The organism is Tessaracoccus pujii, from assembly GCF_055326215.1.
Genome location: NZ_JBUZNP010000001.1, coordinates 58,495 through 79,697, shown reverse-complemented (window position 1 = coordinate 79,697; position 21,203 = coordinate 58,495). Strand labels below are relative to the sequence as shown.

Below are 21,203 nucleotides of genomic sequence, written 5' to 3'. Positions count from 1 at the left end.
TCGGTGATGGGTGAGGGGAGGGGAGGGGCTCAGACCCCGCCTCCTGCGGAGGCTGAGGATCAGCCCTTGACCGAGCCGGCGGTCAGGCCGCCGACGATGTAGCGCTGCAGCGAGAGGAACAGCGCCAGAACGGGGAGGGCGGCCAGGACGACGCCGGCGGCGAACAGCCCCCAGCGCGACGTCAGTTGATTCGACACCCACTGGTACATCCCGACAGACAACGTCCAGTTGTCCTCCGAGACGAGGATGATCTTGGCGAGGATGAAGTCGCCGAAGGCGGAGATGAAGGCGAGCAGGCCGACGACGGCGAGGATCGGCGCCACCAGCGGCATGATCAACCGCCAGAAGATCTGGGCGTGCGAGGCACCGTCCATCTTGGCCGACTCGTCGATCTCCATGGGGATGGTGTTGAAGAACCCGTACATGAGGAAGGTGTTGGCGCCCAGCGCGCCGCCGAGGTACACGCTGATCAGCGCGAGCTTCGAATTGATGCCCAGCGCCGGCACCACCTCGCCGAGGCCCAGCAGGAGCAGGAACACGGCGACGAAGGCGATGGTCTGGGGAAACATCTGCACGATCAGCAGGGCCGTCAGCGAGAAGCGGCGACCCTTGAACCGGAAGCGCGAGAACGCGTAGGCGGCCGCCGCGCCCATGAACACCGCGCCCAGAGCCGACGAGCCGGCGACGATGAGCGTGTTGAGGAACCACGTCCAGTACATGGTCTCGCCCAGCGCGGCGAAGTTGGACGGGGAGAAGGCACTGAACATGGCGCTGCTGCGGGCCAGCGAACCGCGCGGGTTGAACGACGCCGACAGCACGTAGAGCAGCGGGAACACGGCGTAGATGATGAGCACCACGGCCAGGGGGTACTTCCAGCCCACTTCGGCCACCCAGAGCTTGCGGCGCGCCTGGCGGCGGCCCTCACTGTTGCGCTCGTCGACGAAGGGCTGGGACATCACTGGAACTCCTCCAACTTGCGGGTCTGGCGGAACGCCAGCGCGGAGATGGCGCCGATCACGATGAACACGACGATGGACAGGGCGCTCGCCAGGCCGTAGTCGGCCACGCCACCCGAGACTCCGGAGATCTTGTAGATCGCGGAGATCAGGATGTCGGTGCCGCCCAGGCGGGCCTGGTTGCCCGGGAAGGCCGGCCCGCCCTCGGTGAGCATGTAGATGATGGTGAAGTTGTTGAAGCTGAACGCGAAGGACGCGATGGCCAGCGGCGCCGTCGACACCAGCAGCAGCGGCAGCGTGATGGCCGTGAATCGCCGCCACCTGCTAGCGCCGTCGATGGTCGCGGCTTCCAAAGTGTCGGCGGGCAGCGCCTGCAGGGCCCCGGTGCAGACGAGGAACCAGTAGGGGTAGCTGAGCCACACGTTGACGAAGATCACGGCCAGCCGTGCCAGCAGCGGATCCGACAGCCACCCGATGGAAGAGCCGAAGAAGAACAACTCGTTGACGACGCCGAACTCGGCGTTGAGCATGCCGCGCCACAGCAGCGCAGACATGAAGGCCGGGAACGCGTACGGGAGGATCAGGAGAGTGCGGATCAGCTTGCGGGCGCGCAGCCGCTCGTCGTTGTAGAGGAGCGCGAACGCCAGCCCGACGGCGAAGCTCACCACCACCGAGGCGATGGCGAAGACGAACGTCCAGATCATCACCTGGAACAGGGGTGCCGCCAGCGTGGGGTCCGTGACCGCCCGCACGAAGTTGTCGAACCCGACGTTGACGTACCAGCCGGCCGGAAGGCTGGAGCCGTCGTCGCCCACGAAGCGGCCGCGGTCGTCGGGGCTGTAGACCACGCCGGTGTCGGTGTTGGTGAGCGTGCCCGCATCGGCGTCCCACCGCATGGACGACGAGTAGATGGTGCCCTTCGACCCCTCGCGGGTGCGGATCGAGCCCTCTGTGGCGTCGTCGGAGACGGGCACGCGCAGGGAGGTGACCACCCCCTGCAGCGCAGTGTCGGTGAGCAGTTGCGCCCGCGGGACGACGTCCCAACCGGGCACCAAGGCGGGCGTGCCGCCGTCGGCCGTTTCGGCGCCGTCGACCACACTCAACGGCTCGGTTTCCGTGCCCACTTTGACCTCGTCGCCATCGGTGATGGCGAAGCCCACCTGCTCGCCCTGGCGGACCACCGCGAGCGGGTAGGTGGGGGAGTCCGGCAGGCGCTTCTCGGCCTGGATGAGCGCGGCGTCGACGGCCTGCTGCATCGAGCCCGCGTGACCGGTGCCGTAGTTGGTGAACGCGACATAGCCCGTGTAGGCCAGCGTGAACACCTGGAAGATGAGGAGGAACACCAGGCCGGGCAACAGGTACTTCAGCGGCAAGGCCCGCTTGGAGAAGTACACCCAGTCCGCGAACAGCAGCAGCACCACGGAGGCGCCGAGGATCACCCAGGACTCCACCTGCCACGCGCTGAGGATCACAGAGATCCCGAAGGCGTTGACCACGCCCATGAGCAGGAGCTTGACCACGAAGCCGCCGCCCAGCCCTCGCCACGCCCTGGCGTGGGGTTCGGAGCGGGGTGGGGCGGGGTCGGTGAGTTGTTGGTCTTCGGTGACCGTCATCAGTGTTCCTCACGTTGGGGAGAGTCGAGGGGGGCGGCCCGCGGGAGGCCCGCCCCCCTCGACGGTGGACGGCTACTTGTCGAGCTCTGCCTGCAGGTTGGTGATCATCGTGTTCCAGGTGGCCACGGGCTCGGCCCCGGCGATGATCTGGGCCTCGGCCGCGTTCCAGAAGTCCCACACGGCGCCCATCTCGGGGATGTTCGGCATGGGCACGCCGTTCTGCGAGGACTCGAGGAAGCCAGCGATGATCGGGTCCGACTTGACCTCCTCGCCGATGGCCGTGAGGGCGGGGAGCCGCGGGTCGGCGTCGTAGAGCGCCTGCTGGCCCTCTTCGGTGCCGAGGTAGTTGACCAGGAAGTCCTGCGCCAGCAGCGGATTAGCGCTCTGCGAGCTCAGGTAGAAGCCCTGGACGCCGACGAACGGCCCGGCCGGCTCACCACCCGCGGACGGGATGGGGCTGACCTTCAGGTTGACGCCCTCGAAGGCCGGGATGGCCCAGGGGCCCTGGATGGTGAACGCGGCCTTGCCTGAGGAGAAGAGTTCGTTGTTGATGTCGTAGTCGACGGTGGTGCTGAGGTAGCCCTTGCCCTTCATGCCGTTGTCGTAGAGCCACTGCGCGAAGGCCTCACCCTTCTCGCCGCCCATGCCCACCTCGGAGGTGTAGGAGCCGCTCTCGTCCTGGACGAACACGGGCGCACCGAAGGAGGTCTGGAAGCCGTACATTGTGTAGCCGTCGCCGGTCTCGCCGCCGGTGTTGATGACGAACGGGCGCTCGGCGCCGGACGCCTCGCCCATCTCGATCATCTCGTCCCAGGTTGCGGGGGCGGTGTCGCCGACGAGGTCGACGTTCTGGATCAGGGCGACCGTCTCCAGTGAGTAGGGCAGCGCGTAGAGCTGGCCGTCGTAGGTCATGGCCTCGAGCGCCACGGGCTCGAACTGCGAGGCCATGTCGCCCACGTCGACGGTGTCGACGACGCCGGCGGTCACGAGCGCGCCCAGCCAGTCGTGAGCTCCGACCGTGATGTCGGGGCCCTCGCCGGTGGGGACCTGGGCGATGAAGTCGTTGCGCAGGTCCTCGAAGTTCTTCTGTACGACGGTGACGGTGGCGCCGGTGGCCTCCTCGAAGAGTTCGGCCTGGCTCTTGATGGCCTCCTCGCGCTCGGCGTCGGTCCAGATCACCAGGGTGGCGCCGTCGCCCGAGGGGGCGCTCGACTCGGGGGCGGCGCTGGTGGCCGCGGTCTCGCTGGTGGCCGGGGACGCGGTGGGGGTGGTGCCGCCCCCGCCGCTGCAGCCGGCGATGAGGGCCGCGGTGCTCAGAGCGAGCGCGGCCTTGGCGAATGTGCGCATGGTGTGGTCCTTCCTTCGGTGGTGTCAGTGCTCCGGTGTGGAGCGGGTGGTGTCCTCGGAGCGGACGACGGCGACTGCGCCGCCTTCGAGACGAAGGGTCCCGTCCGTGTGGTGTCCGGTGACGAGGTCCGTGCCGGGGAGCGGAAGCTCCGCGGCGTGGTCGTTGTGGTTGATGGCGACGGTGAAGGTGGCGCCCGCACCGTGACGGGTGACCACCTCCACGCCGTCGGGGAGGGCGGTGGGGGCCAGGCCGGCGTCGCTGTAGACGCGGCCCATCACGGCCTGGAGCGACGGCGCGTCGAGGCAGGTGCTGAGGTACCAGGCGGTGCCCGCGCCGTGCCGGTGCCGGGTGATCGCAGGCTTGCCCGCCGCGGGGCCGTCGACGTAGGTGGCCACCGCCTCCGCGCTCGTGAGGACGAGGTCCTCGGCCCACACGTCGGCGCGGAGCCGGCCATCGGGCCCGTCGAGCGTGAGCGAGTCGCCGTCGCGCAGGGGCAGGAACTCCTCCACCCAGACGCCCAGCGCCGGCTCGAGCGGCCTGAGGAATCCGCCGCGGTGGACGGCATCGTGCTCGTCGACGACGGCCGAGAAGCAGGACACCACGAGGGTGCCGCCCTGCTCGACGTAGCGGATGAGGGCGGTGGCGTCGTCGGCCCGCAGAAGATACTGCGCGGGGACCACGACGAGGCGGTAGCGCGTGAGGTCGTGGGAGGGCAGCGCGAAGTCCACCGTGATGCGGTCACGCCACAACCGCTCGTAGTAGGCGCGCACCTGCTTGCGGTGGTCCAGGCCCTCCGAGGGGCGCCATTCGAGGTCCTGCGCCCAGAAGGACTCGAAGTCCCACAGCACGGCCACCTCGGCCTCGACGCGGGAGCCCCGGATGTCGGCGATGTCTCTGAGTGTGGCGCCCAGCTCCACCACCTCGCGGAACACCCGCGATTCGGTGCCGGCATGGGGGAGCATCGCCGAGTGGAACTTCTCCTGGCCGTACCGCGCTGCCCTCCACTGGAAGAACAGCACCGCGTCGGCTCCTCGAGCGACGTGGGCCAGCGAGTTGCGGGCCATCTGGCCGGGCCGCTTGGCCACGTTGCGCGGCTGCCAGTTGACGGCCGACGTGGAGTGCTCCATCAGGATCCACGGCCTGCCGCCGGCGACCGAGCGGGTGAGATCGGCGGCCATCGCCAGCCCGATCTCGGCCTCGGGGTCCGCCGCGGTGAGGTAGTGGTCGTCGGAGACCACGTCGACTATCTTGGCCCACTCCCAGAGGTCGGTTCCCCAGTGCTGGTTGGCCATGAAGTTGGTGGTGATCGGCTGGGTGGCGTGGCGTCGGATGGCGTCGCGTTCCACCGCGAAGCACTCGCGCATCTGATTGTCGGTGAAGCGGGCGAAGTCCAGCCGCATCGTCGGGTTCACCACCGACGGCGCCGCGGCCGGAGCCCCGATGTGGTCCCAGGAGTGGTACGTCTGCCCCCAGACGGCGGTGCCCCAGGCGTCGTTGAGCGCATCAAGTGAGCCGTAGCGAGTCCGGAGCCATTCCCGCCACGCCTGCACGGAGGTGGGGGAGTAGTCCTCGCCCACCGGGGTGCCGTACTCGTTGTGGATGTGCCACAGCACGACGGCGGGGTGCTCGGCGTAGCGCTCGGCGAGCGCGCCGGCGATCCGGGCTGCCGCGTCGCGGTAGGCGGTCGACGACGGGGCGGCCATACCTCGCGAGCCGAACCCCATGACGGTGCCGTCGCGGGTGATCACCCGGGCCTCGGGATGATCGGCGAAGAACCAGGCGGGCGGTGACGCGGTGGGCGTGCCGAGGTCCACCGCGATGCCGTTGGCGTGGAGGAGGTCGAGGAGCTCGTCGAGCCAGCCGAAGTCGAACGTGCCGGATGCGGGCTCAAGCTTGGCCCACGAGAAGATGCCGACGCTGACCAGGGTGACCCCGGCGCGGCGCATGAGCGTCACGTCCTCTTCCCATACGGGGCGGGGCCACTGCTCGGGGTTGTAGTCGCCGCCATAGGCGATGCCGGCGATGGCCGGCCAAGGGGTGGTCACGTGCGTCGACACCTCGTCGTATCTCGGTTCCGGCTGGCCTCTGCCAACCTGTAAGCGCTTACAGTCTTGGCCACGCGGGCGTCGAAAAGCAAGCGAGGTCACGATTTCGTTATCAAACTGTAACCGCTTACAGTTGTGCGGCCGGCGTGGGACGGCCGTGCCGAACGGCGCTACAGTTCGATCCGTGGAGACCGTGGAACCCAGGGGCAGGCCAACGATCAACGACGTCGCGGTGGCCGCCGGCGTGTCCAGCGCCACGGTGTCGCGGGTGCTCAACGGCGGCCGCTGGGTGTCGCCGAAGGCGCGGGACGCCGTCGAGGGTGCCGTCCGGGCCACCGGTTACACGGCCAACCAGTCCGCACGGAACCTGGCCACCGGCCGGGCCAATTCGCTGGCCTTCCTCCTGGCGGAGGACACCTCGCTGCTCTTTTTAGACCCCACGTTCTCCAACCTGCTGCGCGGCGCGTCCCAGGCTCTGGCCAGACGGTCCATGACCCTGGTGCTGCTGGTGGCCGGGTCCGAGCCGGAGCGTGAGAACGCCCGCCGCTACCTCGCGTCGGGGCACGTCGACGGCGTCATGCTCATATCGTCGCACCAGTCGGACAGGCTCATCGAGTCTCTCGCCCGCGAGGGCGTGCCCACGGTGGTCTGCGGGGTGCCGCTGGGCCATGCCGACGATGTGGCCTGGGTGGCGGTGGACGAGGCCGGCTCCGCACGAGAGATGGTGCGCCATCTTCGGGCCCGGGGTCATCGCCGGATCGCCATGATCGCCGGGCCCCAGGACACCTCCGGGGGTCGGTTCCGGCTGGACGGCTTCCGCGCGGAGATGGGTCCGGACCTGCATGAGGATCTCATCGACTACGGCGACTGGGGCCTGCGTTCCGGGTTTGCGGCCATGGCGCGGATCATCGCGCGGGGGGCGCCTTTCGACGCTGTGTTCGCCGCCTCGGACGCCATGGCCGCCGGCGCCATCCGCGCGCTGCGGCAGGCAGGCTTGAGGATGCCCGACGACGTGGCTGTGGCCGGGTTCGACGATTCGGGCCTGGCGGAGGAACTGGACCCCCCGCTGACCACCATGCGCCAGCCATGGGGTGAGCTCAGCGAGCAGATGGTGACGCTGCTGCTGGAGCAGGCCCGAGGTGATGCGCCACGCCAGGTCACCCTCCCGACGACGCTCATCGTTCGCGAGAGCGCCTGACACCGCTGATCCGGTCTGTTCCTGGTCTCGGCTGGGTGGTTTGAGCCGGATCTGGATCTCGTCGTCGGTGGCAGCGGTAACAAGGGGCCGACGGGGGTTTGAGACCGACGCCAGGCTCGTCGCCCCTGCCGAGTGCCGTGTCCGGCTCATTGCCCGTCACCGAAGGCCGTGTCCGGCTCAAGCCACGTAACCACCCGTCGGCGTTCCTACGCCGAGGTGGAGTCCAGGACTCGCAACAGCGGGGCGTAGTGGTTGTCCACGGCAACCCGGTACGCGTCCAGGTCCCTTGCCTTCGCTGCGTCGAGTATCTCCCGGTGTGCGACGACCGTGTCGGCGATGTCTCGGGGCGTCGGCACACCGAGCCGCGGCGCCAGCAGGGTGTGCACGTCCCAGAATGCGGCCACCAGCTGGGCGTAGAGCTCGTTGCTGAGGATCGACGCCAGGGTGAGGTGGAACTCGCGATCCTCAGTGGCGAACGCCTCGTTACGCTCACTGTGTGCGGCCATCGCGTCGCACAGATCGCTCAGTGCTGCCGCCGCCGCATCGTCGAGGTGCTCAACCACGGCGGGCGCCAGCGCATGGTCGAGCCCGCTGCGCACCTCGACGATCTGGCGCAGGGACTCGAAATCGTGCCCCGGGAGCACCACGCCCTTGAAGGCCAGGCCGTCGACGAGCGGGCGCAGCGACATCTGCCCGACGAAGGTCCCCGTGCCGTGCCGGACCTCGAGGATGTCCAGCGCGACGAGCGTGCGCACGGCCTCGCGCAGGTTGCCCCGCGAGACGTCGAGCAGGTCCACGAGTTGCGCCTCGGTGGGGAGCGGGTCGCCCGGTAGTAGCCGCTCCGTGAGGATGAGCTCCTTCACGGCATTGATGGTCTGCCGGAGGCGCTGGGGTTCGGATCTCGCCATATGTGTCAACACCCTCTGGTGAAAAAACGCTCATGTCTATGAGCGAAGTGGGAGCGCCCTTCGATCCCATGCGCTAGTCTAGCGGACGTCAGACATCGGATGTCCGATCACCAAGGAGTTCAATGATGAATCAGGTTCCCGTCACATCGCGCTGGAGTCTTCTCAAGCTCGCCGGCAGCCTGGGCGCCGCCGCGACCCTCGCGGCCAGCCTGGCGGCCTGCGGGGCGCCGAGCGAATCGTCCACCAGCCCGACGGCCGCCCCCAGCACGGGCGACGCTTCGAGCGCGCCCGCCTCGTCGGCCGCCGACGCCGGGACCATCACCGCCGGCATCTCCTACGAGCTCGGCACCAACGGCTACGACCCCATGACCACGACGGCCGCCCTCACGGTGGCGGCGAACTGGCACACCATGGAGGGCCTCACCGAGATCCACCCCGCCACCCGCGAGGTGTACGCCGCGCTCGGCGCGGACCTGCCCACGCAGGTCGACGACACCACCTGGGAGGTCACCCTCCGCGACGGTGCCGTCTTCACCGACGGCACCCCGGTCACCACCGAGGACGTGGTCTTCTCCTTCGAGCGCGTGCTCGATCCGGCCAACACCTCGCTGTACGCCAACTTCCTCGGCTTCATGGAGGGCGTCACGGCCAAGGACGACACCACCGTCACCTTCACCACCAAGTACCCCTTCTCGCTCGTGCCCGCACGTCTCTCGGTGGTCAAGGTGGTCCCGAAGGCCGCCGTCGAGGCCGACAAGGCGGCGTTCGATCTCAACCCGATCGGCACCGGCGCCTACCGGATGACCGACAACGGCGCCAGCTCGCAGCAGGTCGTGTTCGAGCGCAACGACGCCTACACCGGCCCCTACCCGGCCCGCGCCGCCTCGATGGTGTGGCAGATCCTGCCCGATGCGGCGACCCGCACCAACGCGATCTCGTCGGGCACCGTCCAGGCGATCGACTCCGTGCCCGCCGCGGACCTCGCCACGCTCGCGCAGAGCAAGTCGGTCGCCGCCCAGCAGGGCTTCGGTCTGGTGTTCATCATGTTCAACATGGGGCTGGCCCCGATGGACGACGTCAAGAACCGTCAGGGTGTCATGTACGCGCTCGACTACGACCGCATGACCAAGGTGGGCATGGCCGACCTCGCCACGCCGTCCACCTCGTTCCTGCAGAAGGAGCACGCCTCCTATCAGGAGGCCTCGACCGTCTACGCCCTCGACGTCGAGAAGGCCAAGGCCCTCTTCGCCGAGACCGGCCTGACCTCGGTGCGCCTGCTCGCCTCGAACCACGACTTCTTCGGAGCCGTGCGGCCGATCATCAAGGAGTCCCTGGAGGCTGCCGGTCTCACCGTCAGCTACGAGGAGAAGCAGTCGTCCGACGTGTACGGCACGATCGACAGCGACCCGAACGCCTTCGACATCGTGGTGGCGCCAGGCGATCCGTCGGTCTTCGGTGACGACGCCGACCTCCTGCTGCGTTGGTGGTACAGCGGCGACGTCTGGACCGACAAGCGCATGCACTGGAAGGGCCAGGAGTCGCACACGAAGATGCAGGAGCTGCTCGACCAGGCTGTTGCGGCTTCCGGTGACGACCAGCAGGCTCTCTGGGGTCAGGCGTTCGACCTTGCCTCCGAGACCCTGCCGATGTATCCGCTGTTCCACCGCAAGACGCCCACGGCGTTCGACGCGGAGACGCTGGTCGACTTCCAGCCCATCGCGGTGACGGGCCTTTCGTTCGTGGGCGTCGGCAGCACCGCCTAGTTGCTCCCTGGTGAGGGGGTCGGCCCGGAGCCCGGCCGGCCCCCTCACTCGTCCCCCGAGCGGTTGCCACCCCCACTGAAGAGCAGGAACTGACGACGCCGTGTCCAACTTCATCCGTCTATTGCTACGTCGAGTGCTGGCGATGCCCATCATGGTCTTGGGTGCCACCCTCCTGGTGTTCCTCGTGATGTCCCTGTCGACCGCCGACCCGGCGCGTCTGGCGCTCGGCGAGTCGGCCTCCGCGGAGGCCCTCGAGAACTACCGGGAACGGTTCCGCCTCAACGACCCGCTCCTCGTCAAGTACGTGCGCTACCTCGGTGGTCTCGTCCAGGGTGACCTCGGGGAGTCGTTCACCGGTGTCCCGATCGGCGAGATGGTGGCCAGGTCGTTCCCCATCACCCTCCAACTGACGTTCATCGGCCTCTTCCTCGGCGTCGTCATCGCGCTCGTGCTGGGCATCATCGCCGCGCTGTTCCGCGACAAGTGGCCGGATCAGGCGATCCGCTTCATCTCCATCGCCTCGCTGGCCACCCCATCGTTCTGGCTGGCGCTGCTGTTCATCCAGTGGTTCGGCAACATCCCGGGGGGCGCCGGCTACTTCCCGGCAGTGATCACCGACTGGACCCACTTCACCGAGGATCCGGCCGGTTACATCAACCAGGTCACCCTCCCCGCCGTCGGCATGGCCATTCCGCTGTCGGGATCGCTCACCCGCGTGGTGCGCACCGCCATGGTGGAGGAGCTCGACCGCGACTACGTGCGCACCGCCATCGGTGCGGGCATCCCCAAGCACATCGTCGTGGGCCGGAACGTGCTGCGCAATGCGCTCATCACCCCGCTCACCGTGCTGGGCCTCCGCGTCGGCTACATGATGGGCGGCGCCGTCGTCATCGAGATGATCTTCAACATCCAAGGCATGGGCAACCTCATCTTCCAGGGCATCATGCGCAACGACGTCAACATCGTGCAGGGCGTGACGATCACGATCGCGCTTGCCTTCATCATCATCAACCTGGTGGTCGACCTCCTCTACGTGCTGGTCAACCCCCGGATCAGGAGCATCTGATGCTGTCGCCTGAGTCCAGAGAGAAGCTCCAGCAGCCGGGACTGCGGTTCGAGGGCATCCGGGCACTGCCCGTCGGCTCCAGGATCGCGCTCGTCGTGCTGACGCTGCTCGCGCTGGCCGCCGTCTTCGCGCCGCTCGTCGCCCCCTTCGGCCCCGGCGCATCCGGCCTCGTGCCCGAGGCGAAGATCGTCTACTCGGAAGTGACCATCGAGGGCGTGGGCACCCAGCTGATCCCCGACACCGCGATCCCGCCGGACGGTGAGTTCCTCTTCGGCACCGACGACCGCGGCCGCGACATCTTCTCCCGGGTCCTGTACGGCGCCCGGGTCTCGCTGCTGGTCGGCCTGGCCGCCACCGGGCTGGCGCTCGTCGTCGCCGCGGTGCTCGGATCGATCGCAGGCACTGCGCGCAAGGTCGTGTCCGAGGTGCTGATGCGCACGCTCGACATCGTGATGAGCTTCCCAGGCATCGCGCTGGCCGCCGTCATGGTGACCGCGCTGTCCTCGCGCCTCCCGATGCTGCCCGTGGTCGTCATCTCGATCGCCTTCCTCTACGTGCCGCAGCTCACCCGCGTGGTCCGGGCCAACGTCCTCGCCCAGTTCGGCGAGGACTACGTGGCCGCGTCCAAGGTGATGGGCGCGCGGACCTGGTGGATCCTGTTCAAGCACGTCGCCCGCAACTGCCTGGCCCCCATCCTCGTCTTCGCGACGGTGCTCGTGGCCGACGCCATCGTGTTCGAGGCGTCGCTGTCCTTCATCGGCACCGGCATCAGCTCGGTCAACGCCCCCACCTGGGGCAACATGCTCTCCGAAGGCAAGGCGCTGCTGCTGTCGGGCCACTGGTGGGGCACGTTCTTCCCCGGCCTGTTCATCCTCATCACGACGCTCAGCCTCAACATCCTGTCCGAGGGCCTCACGGACTCGTTCGCGTCCCCGCGCATCAAGACCCGCGTCAACGTGCAGTCCGATGAGGACAAGCTCAAGGGCGAGGTCGGCGCCGCCGGCATCGCAGCCTCGCACCTCTCGCAGGTCGAGTCCCTCAAGGCCCGGCTGAATGCGCTCAAGGTGGCGGAGGCAGCCCGCAGCGACCGGCTCGTGCTCGTCAACCCCCACGCGCAGCCGCTGCTAGAGGTCGAGCACCTCTCGATCTCGTTCCCGGGCGCGCACGGTGCCGTCAAGATCGTCGACGACGTGAGCTTCACCGTCCGCGAGGGCGAGACGATGGGGTTGGTGGGCGAGTCGGGCTGCGGCAAGTCGATCACGTCCATGGCGATCATGGGTCTACTGCCCGAGACCGCCAGGATCGAGGGGTCGGTCAGGTTCGACGGCCGCGAGCTGCTGACACTGGGCCCGAGGGACCGCAACGCACTGCGCGGCCATGAGATGAGCATGATCTACCAGGATGCGCTGAGCTCGCTCAACCCGTCGATGCTCATCCGTGCCCAGATGAGGCAGCTCACCAGGCGGGGCGGACGGCGCACGGCCGAGGAGCTGCTCGAGCTCGTCGGCCTCGACCCGGCGCGCACGCTCAAGTCCTACCCGCACGAGCTCTCGGGAGGTCAACGCCAGCGCGTGCTGATCGCCATGGCGCTCACCCGCAACCCGCGCCTGGTGATCGCCGACGAGCCCACGACGGCCCTCGACGTGACCGTGCAGGCGCAGGTGGTGGATCTGCTCAACGAGCTGCGCGAGAAGCTCGGTTTCGCCATGGTGTTCGTGTCGCACGACCTGGCCCTGGTGGCCGAGGTGGCTCACCGGATCACGGTCATGTACGCGGGGCAGGTCGTGGAGCAGGCGGCGACCACTGAGCTGCTCACCAACCCGACCCACGAATACACCCGCGGCCTGTTGGGGGCGGTGCTGTCCATCGAGTCCGGCACCGGTCGCCTGCACCAGGTGCCGGGCGTGGTGCCCAGCCCCCGCGAGTTCGTCGGCGGCGACCGGTTCGCTCCTCGCTCCTCGCACCCGCAGGCGGGACTCACCGAGAAGCCGACGCTCCGCCCCCTGCCCGGGACCGAGGACCACCTGTACGCCAGCACCGGCGAGCTCGAGGCTCTGCTGGAGAAGGAGGGCGCGCGATGAGCACCCCCGTCATCGACCTGCGCGACGTGCACGTCGTCCACAAGTCGCGCACCGGCAAGCTGTTCCGCCCTGACCGCGTGCACGCCGTCAACGGGGTGGACATCTCGGTCAGCAAGGGGGAGACCCTCGGCCTGGTGGGCGAGTCGGGCTGCGGCAAGTCCACGCTCGCCCGCGTCATGGTGGGCCTGCAACCCGTCACCTCCGGCGAGGTGTACTTCAAGGGCGAGCGCATGAAGCTCGACGGGGCCGGCAGGAAGAAGCTGGGGCGCGCCGTTTCGGTCGTATTCCAGGACCCGGCCACCGCGCTCAATCCACGCATGATCGTGCGCGACACGCTGCTCGACCCCTTCACGGTGCACGGCGTCCTGGAGCCATCCGAACGGGAGAATCGCGTCAAGGAGTTGCTCGACCTCGTGGGCCTGCCGCAGTCGGCGCTCGACGTGCTGCCCCGCCAGATCTCCGGCGGTCAGCGGCAGCGCGTAGCCATCGCCCGCGCCCTGGCGCTGGACCCCGACGTGATCATCGCCGACGAGCCGACCTCGGCCCTCGACGTGTCGGTGCGCGCGCAGGTGCTCAACCTGCTCAGCGACCTGAAGGATCAGTTGGGCCTCGGACTGGTGTTCATCAGCCACGACATCAACACCGTGCGCTACATCTCCGACCGGATGGCGGTGATGTTGGGCGGCCGGATTGTCGAGACGGGTCCGGCGGATCAGCTGTTCGCCAACCCGCAGCACGAGTACACGCGGACCCTCCTCAGCGCCGTCCCCTCCCTCCTCTGACCGACCCCGCGGGCCGAGCTCCCGCTCCCGTCGGTAGAGCCGGTCGCCGCGCAGCGCGCGACCGCGTCGCCCCCCGTATCCGATCTCAATCGATTCCCAAGGAGCCCCTCCCATGCACACCTTCACCGGAACCATCCCCCCGGTCATCACCCCCTTCACCCCCGGGGGCGAGCTCGATCTCCCCTCCCTGGACCGCGTCGTCGACCACCTCATCGACGGTGGCATGAACGGCCTGTTCATCCTCGGCTCCTCCGGCCAGGTGGCCTACCTCACCGACGACGAGCGCGACACAGTGACCCGCCGCGTCGTCGAGCGGGCCGCCGGGCGCGTGCCGGTGCTCGTCGGCACCCCTGACCTCACTGCGCGGCGCGTCGCGGAGCAGGCCCGACGGGCGGAGTCGCTGGGCGCCGACGCCGTCGTCGTGACCGCCCCGCTGTACGCGATCAACGACGTGGCCGAGACCGAGCGACACTTCCGCATGGTGGCCGACGCCGTCACGGTGCCGGTGTTCGCCTACAACGTGCCGGTGCGCGTGCACAGCTACCTGGGCGTGGACCTGTTGGTTCGCCTCGGCCGCGACGGTGTCATCGCCGGTGTGAAGGACTCTTCCGGCGACGACGTCGGCTTCCGCCGGCTCGTCTCCGCCAACGCCGCGGCCGGGCACCCACTGGTGCTGTTGACCGGCCACGAGGTGATGTGCGACGGCATGTACCTGCTCGGCGCCGACGGCGCGGTGCCCGGCCTGGCCAACGTCGACCCCGCCGGCTACGCCCGGATGTGGCGGGCCGCCCAGGCCGGCGACTGGCTGGCCGCGCGCGACGAGCAGGCCCGGATCGCCCGGCTCTTCGACATCGCGTTCGTGCCGCAGGGTCGCTCCGGCGATGCCGGTGGCATCGGCGCGTTCAAGACGGCCCTGGCGCTGCTCGGTGTCATCGACTCCGCCGCGATGCCCGCGCCGCTCGAGGGGCTGACCGACGGCGACACGGCCGCCATCCGCGACATCCTCGTCGAGGTGGGACTCCTGCAGTGAGGGCCGTGGGCGTCGACCTCGGCGGCACCAAGATCGCGGTGGCCGTCGTGGCGCCGGACGGGGCGATGGGTGAGGTGTCGATCACGCCCACGCCCGCGCTCGCGGGCGGCGAGGCAGTGCTCGACGCCGTCGCCGCCCTTGTCGCAAGCGCGACCGCCGGGATCGACGACGTGGCCGGCGTGGGCGTCGGCACGGCGGGCGTCGTTGATGCGACGGCGGGGCGGATCATCTCGGCCACCGACACGTTCGCCCACTGGGTGGGCACCGATGTCGCGGCCGGGCTGCGCGCCCGGCTCGGCTGGGACGCGACACGGCCGGTCGAGGTGCGCAACGACGTCGACGCGCACGCGCTCGGCGAGGCCTGGCTGGGGGCGGGGCGGGGCCGCTCGTCGATGCTGATGGTGGCGGTGGGCACCGGGGTGGGTGGCGCCGTCGTCCTGGACGGGAGCTTGTGGACCGGGGCGCACCACGTGGCCGGCGAGATGGGGCACGTTCCCACGCCCGGCGCCGAGGGTCTGCGCTGCCCGTGCGGGGTTGAGGGGCACCTGGAGGCGGTCGCGGCGGGGCCGTCGATCGAGCGGGCCTTCGCGCTGGCCTCTGGCGAGAGGTTGTCCGGGGCCGGGATCATGGCGTTGGCCGCCGCGGGCGTGGAGCCGGCTCGTCGGGTGGTGGCTGAGGCCGCCGTCGCGCTGGGCAGGGCTCTCGCGGGGATCGTGACGGTGCTGGACCCGGAATGCGTGGTGGTCGGTGGGGGAGTGGCCCGCGCCGGCGACGAGTGGTGGGGGCCGCTGAGGGACGCGTGTCGCGGCGAGGTGGTACCGGTTCTGAAGGACCTGCCGCTCCTGCGGGCCGCGCTCGGACCCGAGGCCGCGATCCTCGGGGCGGCGCGGACGGTGTTCGACGCCGTCGGCGCCAGAGTGAGTTGAGAGGAATGGCAATGAGTGTAGTGATCGAGGCGATTCACGGGCGGCTGGTGGTGTCCTGCCAGGCGTACCCGGGGGAGCCGATGCTGGACCCGCGGACGATGAGTCAGGTGGCGCAGTCGGCGGTGATCGGCGGCGCGGCCGCCATCCGGGCGAAGGGCCTGGAGGACCTGCGAGCGATCCGCGCCGTCGTCGACGTGCCGATCATCGGGCTCGTGAAGGTGGGTAAGGAGGGCGTGTACATCACCCCGACGTTGGAGGACTGCCTCGCGGTGGCGGAGACAGGCTGCGAGGTGGTGGCGCTCGACGGCACCCGTCGCCCACGCCCGGACGGCCGGACCCTGGCGGACACAGTGGCCGGCCTGAGGGAGCGCTTCCCTGAGGTGCTGGTGATGGCGGACTGCGGATCTGCAGGGGACGCGGTCGCGGCCCAGGAGGCCGGGGCGGACCTGATCGGCACCACGCTGGTGGGCTACTCGGGCGAGCGGCCCAGGACCGCGGGGCCCGACTGGGAGGCGATCGACGAGATGCTCGCGGTGGCCGACCGGCCGCTGATCGTCGAGGGGCGGATCCACACGCCGGCGCACGCCGCGGAGGCGATGCGTCGCGGCGCCTGGTCCGTGGTGGTCGGCACGGCGATCACGCATCCGGCCACGCTGACGACGTGGTTCGTCGACGCTCTGGCGATTCCCGGGGCGTGAGTCGACGACTCCTCCCGGAATGTCGGCGCGATCTGCGTTTGAATACCCTAGGGGGTATCTGTGTATAGTTGGACCTGTCCGTGAGCAACGAACAGGGAAGTGAACAGACGTGTCTCAGCAGGTCCTCGGTGATGTGAAGGTCGCGGCCAGCGGCCCCGCCTACTGGCGGGCGGTCTGGTCCACCCGCCACACCGTCGCCGCCGTTGTGGCCGCTGTCGCTCTCTTCGTGGCGCTGAACTCGGCCAGGGAGACGACGGGCGCCCTCGAGGTGACCGTCCTGGTCCTGGCCGCGCTCTTAGGCGCCGTCACCCTGGCCACCTACGTGCCTCCGGCAGGTGTCGCAGCGCGCGAGCACCTCACCGGGGGCTCGTGCGGCATCATCCCGGCCGCGGCCGTGGTGGTGGCCCCGTTCATGCTCTCCCAGGCGCCGGCCACGCTCGTCGCCCTGGCTGCGCTCCTCGCCTGCTACGGCGTGGCCGCGGCCAAGCGCATCACTGACCACGCGTCGTGCTGATCACCCCTCGAAAGGAAATCCCATGCCCACTCTTGAACTGACCGCCGAGAATTTCGAAGACACCGTTGCAGCGGAGGGCATCACCTTCGTCGACTGGTGGGCCGAATGGTGCGGCCCCTGCCGTGCGTTCGCCCCCGTGTTCGAGAAGGCCGCCCAGACGCACCCCGACGTCCGCTTCGGCAAGGTGGACACCGAGTCCGAGCAGGGCCTCGCCGCCGCCGCGCAGATCCAGGCGATCCCCACCCTGATGGCGTTCCGCGACGGGATCCTGGTGTTCCGCGAGTCCGGCGCACTGCCGGCCAAGGCGCTGCAGGAGGTCATCGACGCCGTCGAGGCCCTGGACATGGACGACGTGCGTCGCCAGCTTGCCGAGGCCACGCAGGACGCCGAGTCGCAGACCGCCTGACGCGTCGTGCCTCGAACCCGCCCGCCGATCACAGGCCGGGCGGGTTTTTGCTGCCCGGATCAGGCAAGCGGCCCCAGCAGAAACTCGCTGAGCCGCTGGTTCGGCAGCGTCGCGTCGCCGTGCTGGGTGCCGAACGCGGAGGTGGCATCGGTGCCGCACAACGGGATGATCCGCTCGGGGCCGCCGGGGTGCTGCGGGATCCAGTCGGTCACGTCGTAGACGAATCCCTCGACGGCGATCCAGCACGACTCGGCCGTGGCGTGATCCGCGAGCACTGCGGCGGGGTAGCCCTCCTCGGGTGCCGATGTGGTGGTGGCGGGGGGCGAGCCGAAGCGCGTGGGGGTGGCGCTGGTCGCGGCCGTCGCGGTGGTGCTCGGCGCCGGGGTGGTGCCGGGGGGCGGTGTCGCGGCGGGGGAGCTCGGTGCCTCCACCGTCGGGGAGGCGGTGGCCGGCGCGGCCACCACGTCTGCCCAGACCGCCGTGGCGCCAGAGTGGCCGGCCAGGACGGTCAGCCCCGTCACGACGGCGGACAGCGCCGCCGCAACCCAGCCGGTCGCTGTGCGGGCCGCCGTCGGCTCGTCCGTGTCGCGCCGCACCCACCAGAGCCATCCGCCGGCGATCACGAGATAGGCCACCGAGGTGAACGCCAGGGCGGTGCCCCACCTCTGATGCGCGGCCGGCAGCCCCACCTGCTCCGCCAGTGCGTTGCCGGCCGGCATCGCCACAACGGCGGAACCCGCCCCCGCGGCGAGGATTGCGAGCAGCGGCAGCGCGAACCTCGGCCTCCAGCGAGGGACCACGACCAGGGCGATCACCCCCAGCGCGGCCAGCGGCAGCAGCACGACGACCGCGTGCACGATGAGCGGATGCAGCGGCAGCCCCAGCACGGTGTCGACCATGCAGTGAGCGTAGTCGGGCGCCTTTGCAGGATGGAACAACGCATGCCCGCGGACCGACGGCGACACCAGCCCGGGTTGGTGCGTGATCGGCCACAGTGGACAATGGGCCCATGAGAAGAGCAGCCGATGAGGGACTCGACGTCCTGGACGACGAGGACGCGCCGAGGCGGAAGCGACGGCGTGGCCCGCTGTTCGTTCTCCTGCTGGTGTGCGTGGGGGTGCTGGTCGCCGCGCTTGCCGTAGGCGGGTACTACGCGGGACGCGGATTTTCGGCCCTGGACTCCATCACCCGCGACCAGCAGCTGACGCCACAGGACTACGAGGGCCGCCCGCAGGCGGCCACGCCCAAGGCGGGCGAGTCGGAGACGGCCGCCCCCATCAACTTCGTCCTCATGGCCAGCGATTCCCGCGACGACATCGAGAACGGCCGCAGCGACTCCCTCATGATCGCGCACGTCACCGGTGACCGGCAGGCGGTCTACCTGATCTCCTTCCCGCGCGACATGTGGGTCGACATTCCCGGCCGCGGGAAGGGCAAGCTCAACTGGGCCTATGCCTTCGGCGGCCCGCAACTGACCGTGCGCACGCTCGAGCAGCTCACCGGGGTCCGGATGGACCACACGGCACTCATCGACTTCGAGGGCTTCGTCAAGCTCACAGATGCCGTCGGCGGCGTCGAGGTCTACAACCCCTGGGCCACCGAGCAGAACCCCGGGGTCCGCTTCGAGGAGGGCCAGATCCACCTCGACGGCGAACGCGCACTCGTCTACGTGCGCGAGCGCTACCCGCTCCCCAACGGCGACCTGGACCGCGCCTACCGGCAGCGGACCGTCGTCAAGGCCATCATCCGCGAGGTCATGACGCCGGCCACGCTCGCCAATCCCGTCACCTTCAGCAATGTCGTCGGCCAGTTGGCCGACACCATGACCGTGGACGACGCGATGACCAACCAGTACGTGACGGATCTCGCGCTGTCGATGCGGCTGACCGGCACCGGTTCCATCGGTATGCTCCAGGCGCCCATCAAGGGCGTCGGCATGGTGGGGGATCAGTCCGTCGTCGTCGTGGACACCGAGGGGTTGTCGCTGCTGTCCCAGGCGCTGGCCGGGGACACGATGGACGAGTACCACGCGGCAAACCTCGACGGCGCCTCGGGCGAGCTCGGCGAGGTCGACCCGAACGAGTGACCCCGCCACCGCAGGTCCGCTGGTGGGCGATGTGGCTCGTGCTGGCGCTGGCCGCGCCCGTCACGTGGCTGGTGTTCCTCGCCGACGGCTGGAGCGTCAACCGGCTGGTGGTGGCCATCTGGTCCACGGCCGGACGGCTGGGCATCCGGGCCACCCCCGAGCAGACCGACGGTCTGCTCAACACCGCGATGCTGCTTCCCTCAGCCCTGCTCGCCGCGCTCTGGCTGCCGCGCGTGCGCTGGTGGGTCTGGGCGGTGGCCGGAGCCACCGCCTCGGTGATGATCGAGGCCGTCCAGTACTGGATGGCCCGGGACGCCAGCGCTCACGACGTCGCGTTCAACAGCCTCGGCGCAACGATCGGCGCCCTCGCGGGCGCGGGGATCAACCGGTGGGTGGCGGGGCGCTCAGACCTCGTCCAGGGCACGGTCGGTGTACTCGGGGAGGAACCAGGCCGCCACCATCGCTATGCTGAACATCACCCCGAACAGCATGAACAGGGCCGGGCGTCCTGCGGTGGAGACGATCCACGGCACCAGTAACGGGGCCAGCATCGCGGCGATCCGCCCGAATGCCGTGGCCGCGCCCGCGCCCGAGGCGCGCATCGCCGTCGGATAGACCTCCGGCGTGATGGCGTACAGCGCGCCCCATGCGCCCAGGTTGAAGAACGACAGGATGCAGCCGGCGGTCAGCGTGATGGCGAAGGCTGCACTGTCTGAGCCGGGGGCTACGGTGGCGGCGACCTGCGGGGCCATCCCGAACGCCAGCGCACCCACCACCGACCCGCCGAGGAAGGTCACGAGCGTGGGGCGCCGCCCCCACACCTCCACCAGCACCGCCGCGAGCGCATACCCGGGGAGCTGCGCCAGCGTCATGTAGAGGGTGAACTCGAACGATTTCACCAGCGTCATGCCCCCCTCGAACAGCAGGGTGGGCAGCCAGATGAAGGCGCCGTAGTAGGCGAAGTTGATACCGAACCAGGTCAGCCACAGCGCGATGGTGCGGCGCTTGAAGCGCGCCCCCCAGAGCTCCCTCTTGTCGACGGTGGACGCCTCGGGCGCGGCGTCGGGGGCCTTGGCATCCGCGGGCACGGAGATGCCGGCGGCCTCCTCGAAGTCCGACACGACCGCCTCGGCCTCCGCGTGCCGGCCCTTGCTCTCCAGGAACCGCACCGACTCGGGCAGGCCGTAGCGCACGATCAGCGAGTACGCCGCGGGAACGGCGCCGAGCGCAAGGGCCCAGCGCCACCCGTTCTCGGTGGGCACGACGAAGAAGCCGATGGCGGCGGCGGCGAGCCAGCCCACCGCCCAGAACGACTCCAGCGCCACCACGACCCGGCCCCGGATGCGGCGCGGCGCGAACTCGCTCACCAGCGTCGACGCGACGGGCAGCTCGGCGCCGAGCCCGAGGCCGACGATGAACCGGAAGATGATGAGCGTCGCCAGGCCGGTCGACAGGGCGGACAGGCCGGTGGCGATGCCGTAGACCAGCAGCGTCAGGGCGAACACCTGCCGGCGGCCGATCCGGTCCGCCAGAAGCCCGCCGAGCGAGGCGCCGAAGGCCATGCCGACGAAGCCCACCGAGCCGAGGAGCGACAGCTCGCCGCCGGTGAGGCCCCATTCCACGGCGAGCGCCGCCATGATGAAGGAGATCAGGCCGATGTCCATGGCGTCGAGCGCCCACCCCACACCGGAACCGATGAGGAGCTTGTTGTGCTTGCCCGTGTAGGGCAGCTCGTCGAGGCGCTGCGTGCGCGTCAGGAGACCAGACATGGCCGCAGTCTAGG

At 69.7% G+C, this 21,203-nt stretch carries 18 protein-coding genes and 1 pseudogene; 12 read left to right on the top strand and 7 right to left on the bottom strand.

The window, feature by feature from the left end; genetic code table 11:
• Positions 1 to 59: 59 nt before the first annotated feature.
• The 4 genes from ACZK5N_RS00370 to ACZK5N_RS00355 all read right to left on the bottom strand — a co-directional run bounded on the left by ACZK5N_RS00370 (position 60) and on the right by ACZK5N_RS00355 (position 5,962).
• Complete coding sequence (locus ACZK5N_RS00370; protein WP_459017801.1) at positions 60 to 956, bottom strand: sugar ABC transporter permease; 897 nt, start codon at positions 954 to 956, stop codon at positions 60 to 62.
• Positions 956 to 2,569, bottom strand: coding sequence for an ABC transporter permease subunit (locus ACZK5N_RS00365; RefSeq protein ID WP_463624518.1), 1,614 nt, complete (start codon positions 2,567 to 2,569; stop codon positions 956 to 958). The genes ACZK5N_RS00370 and ACZK5N_RS00365 overlap by 1 nt, the downstream gene beginning before the upstream one ends.
• Before the next feature lie 72 nt (positions 2,570 to 2,641).
• Complete coding sequence (locus tag ACZK5N_RS00360) at positions 2,642 to 3,916, bottom strand: sugar ABC transporter substrate-binding protein (RefSeq protein WP_459017798.1); 1,275 nt, start codon at positions 3,914 to 3,916, stop codon at positions 2,642 to 2,644.
• Positions 3,917 to 3,940: 24 nt separating this feature from the next.
• The gene (locus ACZK5N_RS00355) at positions 3,941 to 5,962 is read right to left on the bottom strand and encodes a beta-galactosidase (protein ID WP_459017797.1); all 2,022 of its coding nucleotides are present in this window, start codon (positions 5,960 to 5,962) and stop codon (positions 3,941 to 3,943) included.
• Positions 5,963 to 6,146: 184 nt separating this feature from the next.
• On the opposite strand from ACZK5N_RS00355, the gene ACZK5N_RS00350 reads away from it, so the two are divergent.
• A complete protein-coding gene (locus ACZK5N_RS00350; protein ID WP_459017796.1) occupies positions 6,147 to 7,160 on the top strand; it encodes a LacI family DNA-binding transcriptional regulator in 1,014 nt (337 codons plus the stop codon).
• Between the two features lie 206 nt (positions 7,161 to 7,366).
• On the opposite strand, the gene ACZK5N_RS00345 is transcribed toward ACZK5N_RS00350, so the two are convergent.
• Positions 7,367 to 8,023 carry a FadR/GntR family transcriptional regulator gene (locus ACZK5N_RS00345; protein WP_459017795.1) on the bottom strand — a complete coding sequence of 219 codons (657 nt, stop codon included), beginning with the start codon at positions 8,021 to 8,023 and terminating at the stop codon, positions 7,367 to 7,369.
• A 167-nt stretch (positions 8,024 to 8,190) separates the two neighbouring features.
• Here ACZK5N_RS00345 and ACZK5N_RS00340 point away from each other — a divergent pair, with 167 nt between their 5' ends.
• The 9 genes from ACZK5N_RS00340 (at position 8,191) to trxA (ending at position 17,334) form a co-directional block, all read left to right on the top strand.
• Positions 8,191 to 9,831: an ABC transporter substrate-binding protein gene (locus tag ACZK5N_RS00340; protein WP_459017794.1), complete on the top strand. Its 1,641-nt coding sequence runs from the start codon at positions 8,191 to 8,193 to the stop codon at positions 9,829 to 9,831.
• Between the two features lie 100 nt (positions 9,832 to 9,931).
• Positions 9,932 to 10,897, top strand: coding sequence for an ABC transporter permease (locus ACZK5N_RS00335; protein WP_459017793.1), 966 nt, complete (start codon positions 9,932 to 9,934; stop codon positions 10,895 to 10,897).
• On the top strand, positions 10,897 to 12,978 hold the full coding sequence (locus ACZK5N_RS00330) for a dipeptide/oligopeptide/nickel ABC transporter permease/ATP-binding protein (RefSeq protein ID WP_459017792.1): 2,082 nt from the start codon (positions 10,897 to 10,899) through the stop codon (positions 12,976 to 12,978). The genes ACZK5N_RS00335 and ACZK5N_RS00330 overlap by 1 nt, the downstream gene beginning before the upstream one ends.
• Positions 12,975 to 13,760 (top strand): ATP-binding cassette domain-containing protein, encoded by a 786-nt coding sequence (locus tag ACZK5N_RS00325; protein ID WP_459017791.1) that lies wholly within the window; start codon positions 12,975 to 12,977, stop codon positions 13,758 to 13,760. Before ACZK5N_RS00330 ends, ACZK5N_RS00325 begins: the two co-directional genes overlap by 4 nt.
• Before the next feature lie 112 nt (positions 13,761 to 13,872).
• Positions 13,873 to 14,790 (top strand): dihydrodipicolinate synthase family protein, encoded by a 918-nt coding sequence (locus ACZK5N_RS00320; protein WP_459017790.1) that lies wholly within the window; start codon positions 13,873 to 13,875, stop codon positions 14,788 to 14,790.
• Between the two features lie 5 nt (positions 14,791 to 14,795).
• The gene (locus ACZK5N_RS00315) at positions 14,796 to 15,716 is read left to right on the top strand and encodes an ROK family protein (RefSeq protein ID WP_459017789.1); all 921 of its coding nucleotides are present in this window, start codon (positions 14,796 to 14,798) and stop codon (positions 15,714 to 15,716) included.
• Positions 15,717 to 15,727: 11 nt separating this feature from the next.
• Positions 15,728 to 16,414 carry an N-acetylmannosamine-6-phosphate 2-epimerase gene (locus tag ACZK5N_RS00310; RefSeq protein WP_459017788.1) on the top strand — a complete coding sequence of 229 codons (687 nt, stop codon included), beginning with the start codon at positions 15,728 to 15,730 and terminating at the stop codon, positions 16,412 to 16,414.
• Positions 16,415 to 16,523: 109 nt separating this feature from the next.
• Complete coding sequence (locus ACZK5N_RS00305) at positions 16,524 to 16,928, top strand: hypothetical protein (RefSeq protein ID WP_459017787.1); 405 nt, start codon at positions 16,524 to 16,526, stop codon at positions 16,926 to 16,928.
• A gap of 22 nt (positions 16,929 to 16,950) precedes the next feature.
• The gene (gene trxA / locus ACZK5N_RS00300) at positions 16,951 to 17,334 is read left to right on the top strand and encodes a thioredoxin (RefSeq protein ID WP_459017786.1); all 384 of its coding nucleotides are present in this window, start codon (positions 16,951 to 16,953) and stop codon (positions 17,332 to 17,334) included.
• Positions 17,335 to 17,393: 59 nt separating this feature from the next.
• Here trxA and ACZK5N_RS00295 read toward each other — a convergent pair whose 3' ends face one another.
• Positions 17,394 to 18,233: a DUF2231 domain-containing protein gene (locus tag ACZK5N_RS00295; protein ID WP_459017785.1), complete on the bottom strand. Its 840-nt coding sequence runs from the start codon at positions 18,231 to 18,233 to the stop codon at positions 17,394 to 17,396.
• Positions 18,234 to 18,343: 110 nt separating this feature from the next.
• On the opposite strand from ACZK5N_RS00295, the gene ACZK5N_RS00290 reads away from it, so the two are divergent.
• Both ACZK5N_RS00290 and ACZK5N_RS00285 read left to right on the top strand, forming a co-directional pair.
• Entirely contained in the window at positions 18,344 to 19,420 is a 1,077-nt protein-coding gene (locus tag ACZK5N_RS00290; RefSeq protein WP_459017784.1) for an LCP family protein, read from the top strand.
• 29 nt (positions 19,421 to 19,449) lie between these two features.
• Positions 19,450 to 19,776 (top strand): annotated as a pseudogene (locus tag ACZK5N_RS00285) (VanZ family protein); the annotation flags it as partial.
• Positions 19,777 to 19,824: 48 nt separating this feature from the next.
• Here the strand turns inward: ACZK5N_RS00285 and ACZK5N_RS00280 are convergent.
• Positions 19,825 to 21,189: an MFS transporter gene (locus ACZK5N_RS00280; protein WP_459017783.1), complete on the bottom strand. Its 1,365-nt coding sequence runs from the start codon at positions 21,187 to 21,189 to the stop codon at positions 19,825 to 19,827.
• Positions 21,190 to 21,203: the final 14 nt, after the last annotated feature.

What these genes read in the sequence shown, in the direction of transcription:
- ACZK5N_RS00370 (WP_459017801.1), bottom strand. Translation starts at nt 956, where the DNA reads ATGTCCCAGCCCTTCGTCGACGAGCGCAACAGTGAGGGCCGCCGCCAG.
- ACZK5N_RS00365 (WP_463624518.1), bottom strand. Translation starts at nt 2,569, where the DNA reads ATGACGGTCACCGAAGACCAACAACTCACCGACCCCGCCCCACCCCGC.
- ACZK5N_RS00360 (WP_459017798.1), bottom strand. Translation starts at nt 3,916, where the DNA reads ATGCGCACATTCGCCAAGGCCGCGCTCGCTCTGAGCACCGCGGCCCTC.
- ACZK5N_RS00340 (WP_459017794.1), top strand. Translation starts at nt 8,191, where the DNA reads ATGATGAATCAGGTTCCCGTCACATCGCGCTGGAGTCTTCTCAAGCTC.
- ACZK5N_RS00330 (WP_459017792.1), top strand. Translation starts at nt 10,897, where the DNA reads ATGCTGTCGCCTGAGTCCAGAGAGAAGCTCCAGCAGCCGGGACTGCGG.
- ACZK5N_RS00325 (WP_459017791.1), top strand. Translation starts at nt 12,975, where the DNA reads ATGAGCACCCCCGTCATCGACCTGCGCGACGTGCACGTCGTCCACAAG.
- ACZK5N_RS00320 (WP_459017790.1), top strand. Translation starts at nt 13,873, where the DNA reads ATGCACACCTTCACCGGAACCATCCCCCCGGTCATCACCCCCTTCACC.
- ACZK5N_RS00310 (WP_459017788.1), top strand. Translation starts at nt 15,728, where the DNA reads ATGAGTGTAGTGATCGAGGCGATTCACGGGCGGCTGGTGGTGTCCTGC.
- trxA (WP_459017786.1), top strand. Translation starts at nt 16,951, where the DNA reads ATGCCCACTCTTGAACTGACCGCCGAGAATTTCGAAGACACCGTTGCA.
- ACZK5N_RS00295 (WP_459017785.1), bottom strand. Translation starts at nt 18,233, where the DNA reads ATGGTCGACACCGTGCTGGGGCTGCCGCTGCATCCGCTCATCGTGCAC.
- ACZK5N_RS00290 (WP_459017784.1), top strand. Translation starts at nt 18,344, where the DNA reads ATGAGAAGAGCAGCCGATGAGGGACTCGACGTCCTGGACGACGAGGAC.
- ACZK5N_RS00280 (WP_459017783.1), bottom strand. Translation starts at nt 21,189, where the DNA reads ATGTCTGGTCTCCTGACGCGCACGCAGCGCCTCGACGAGCTGCCCTAC.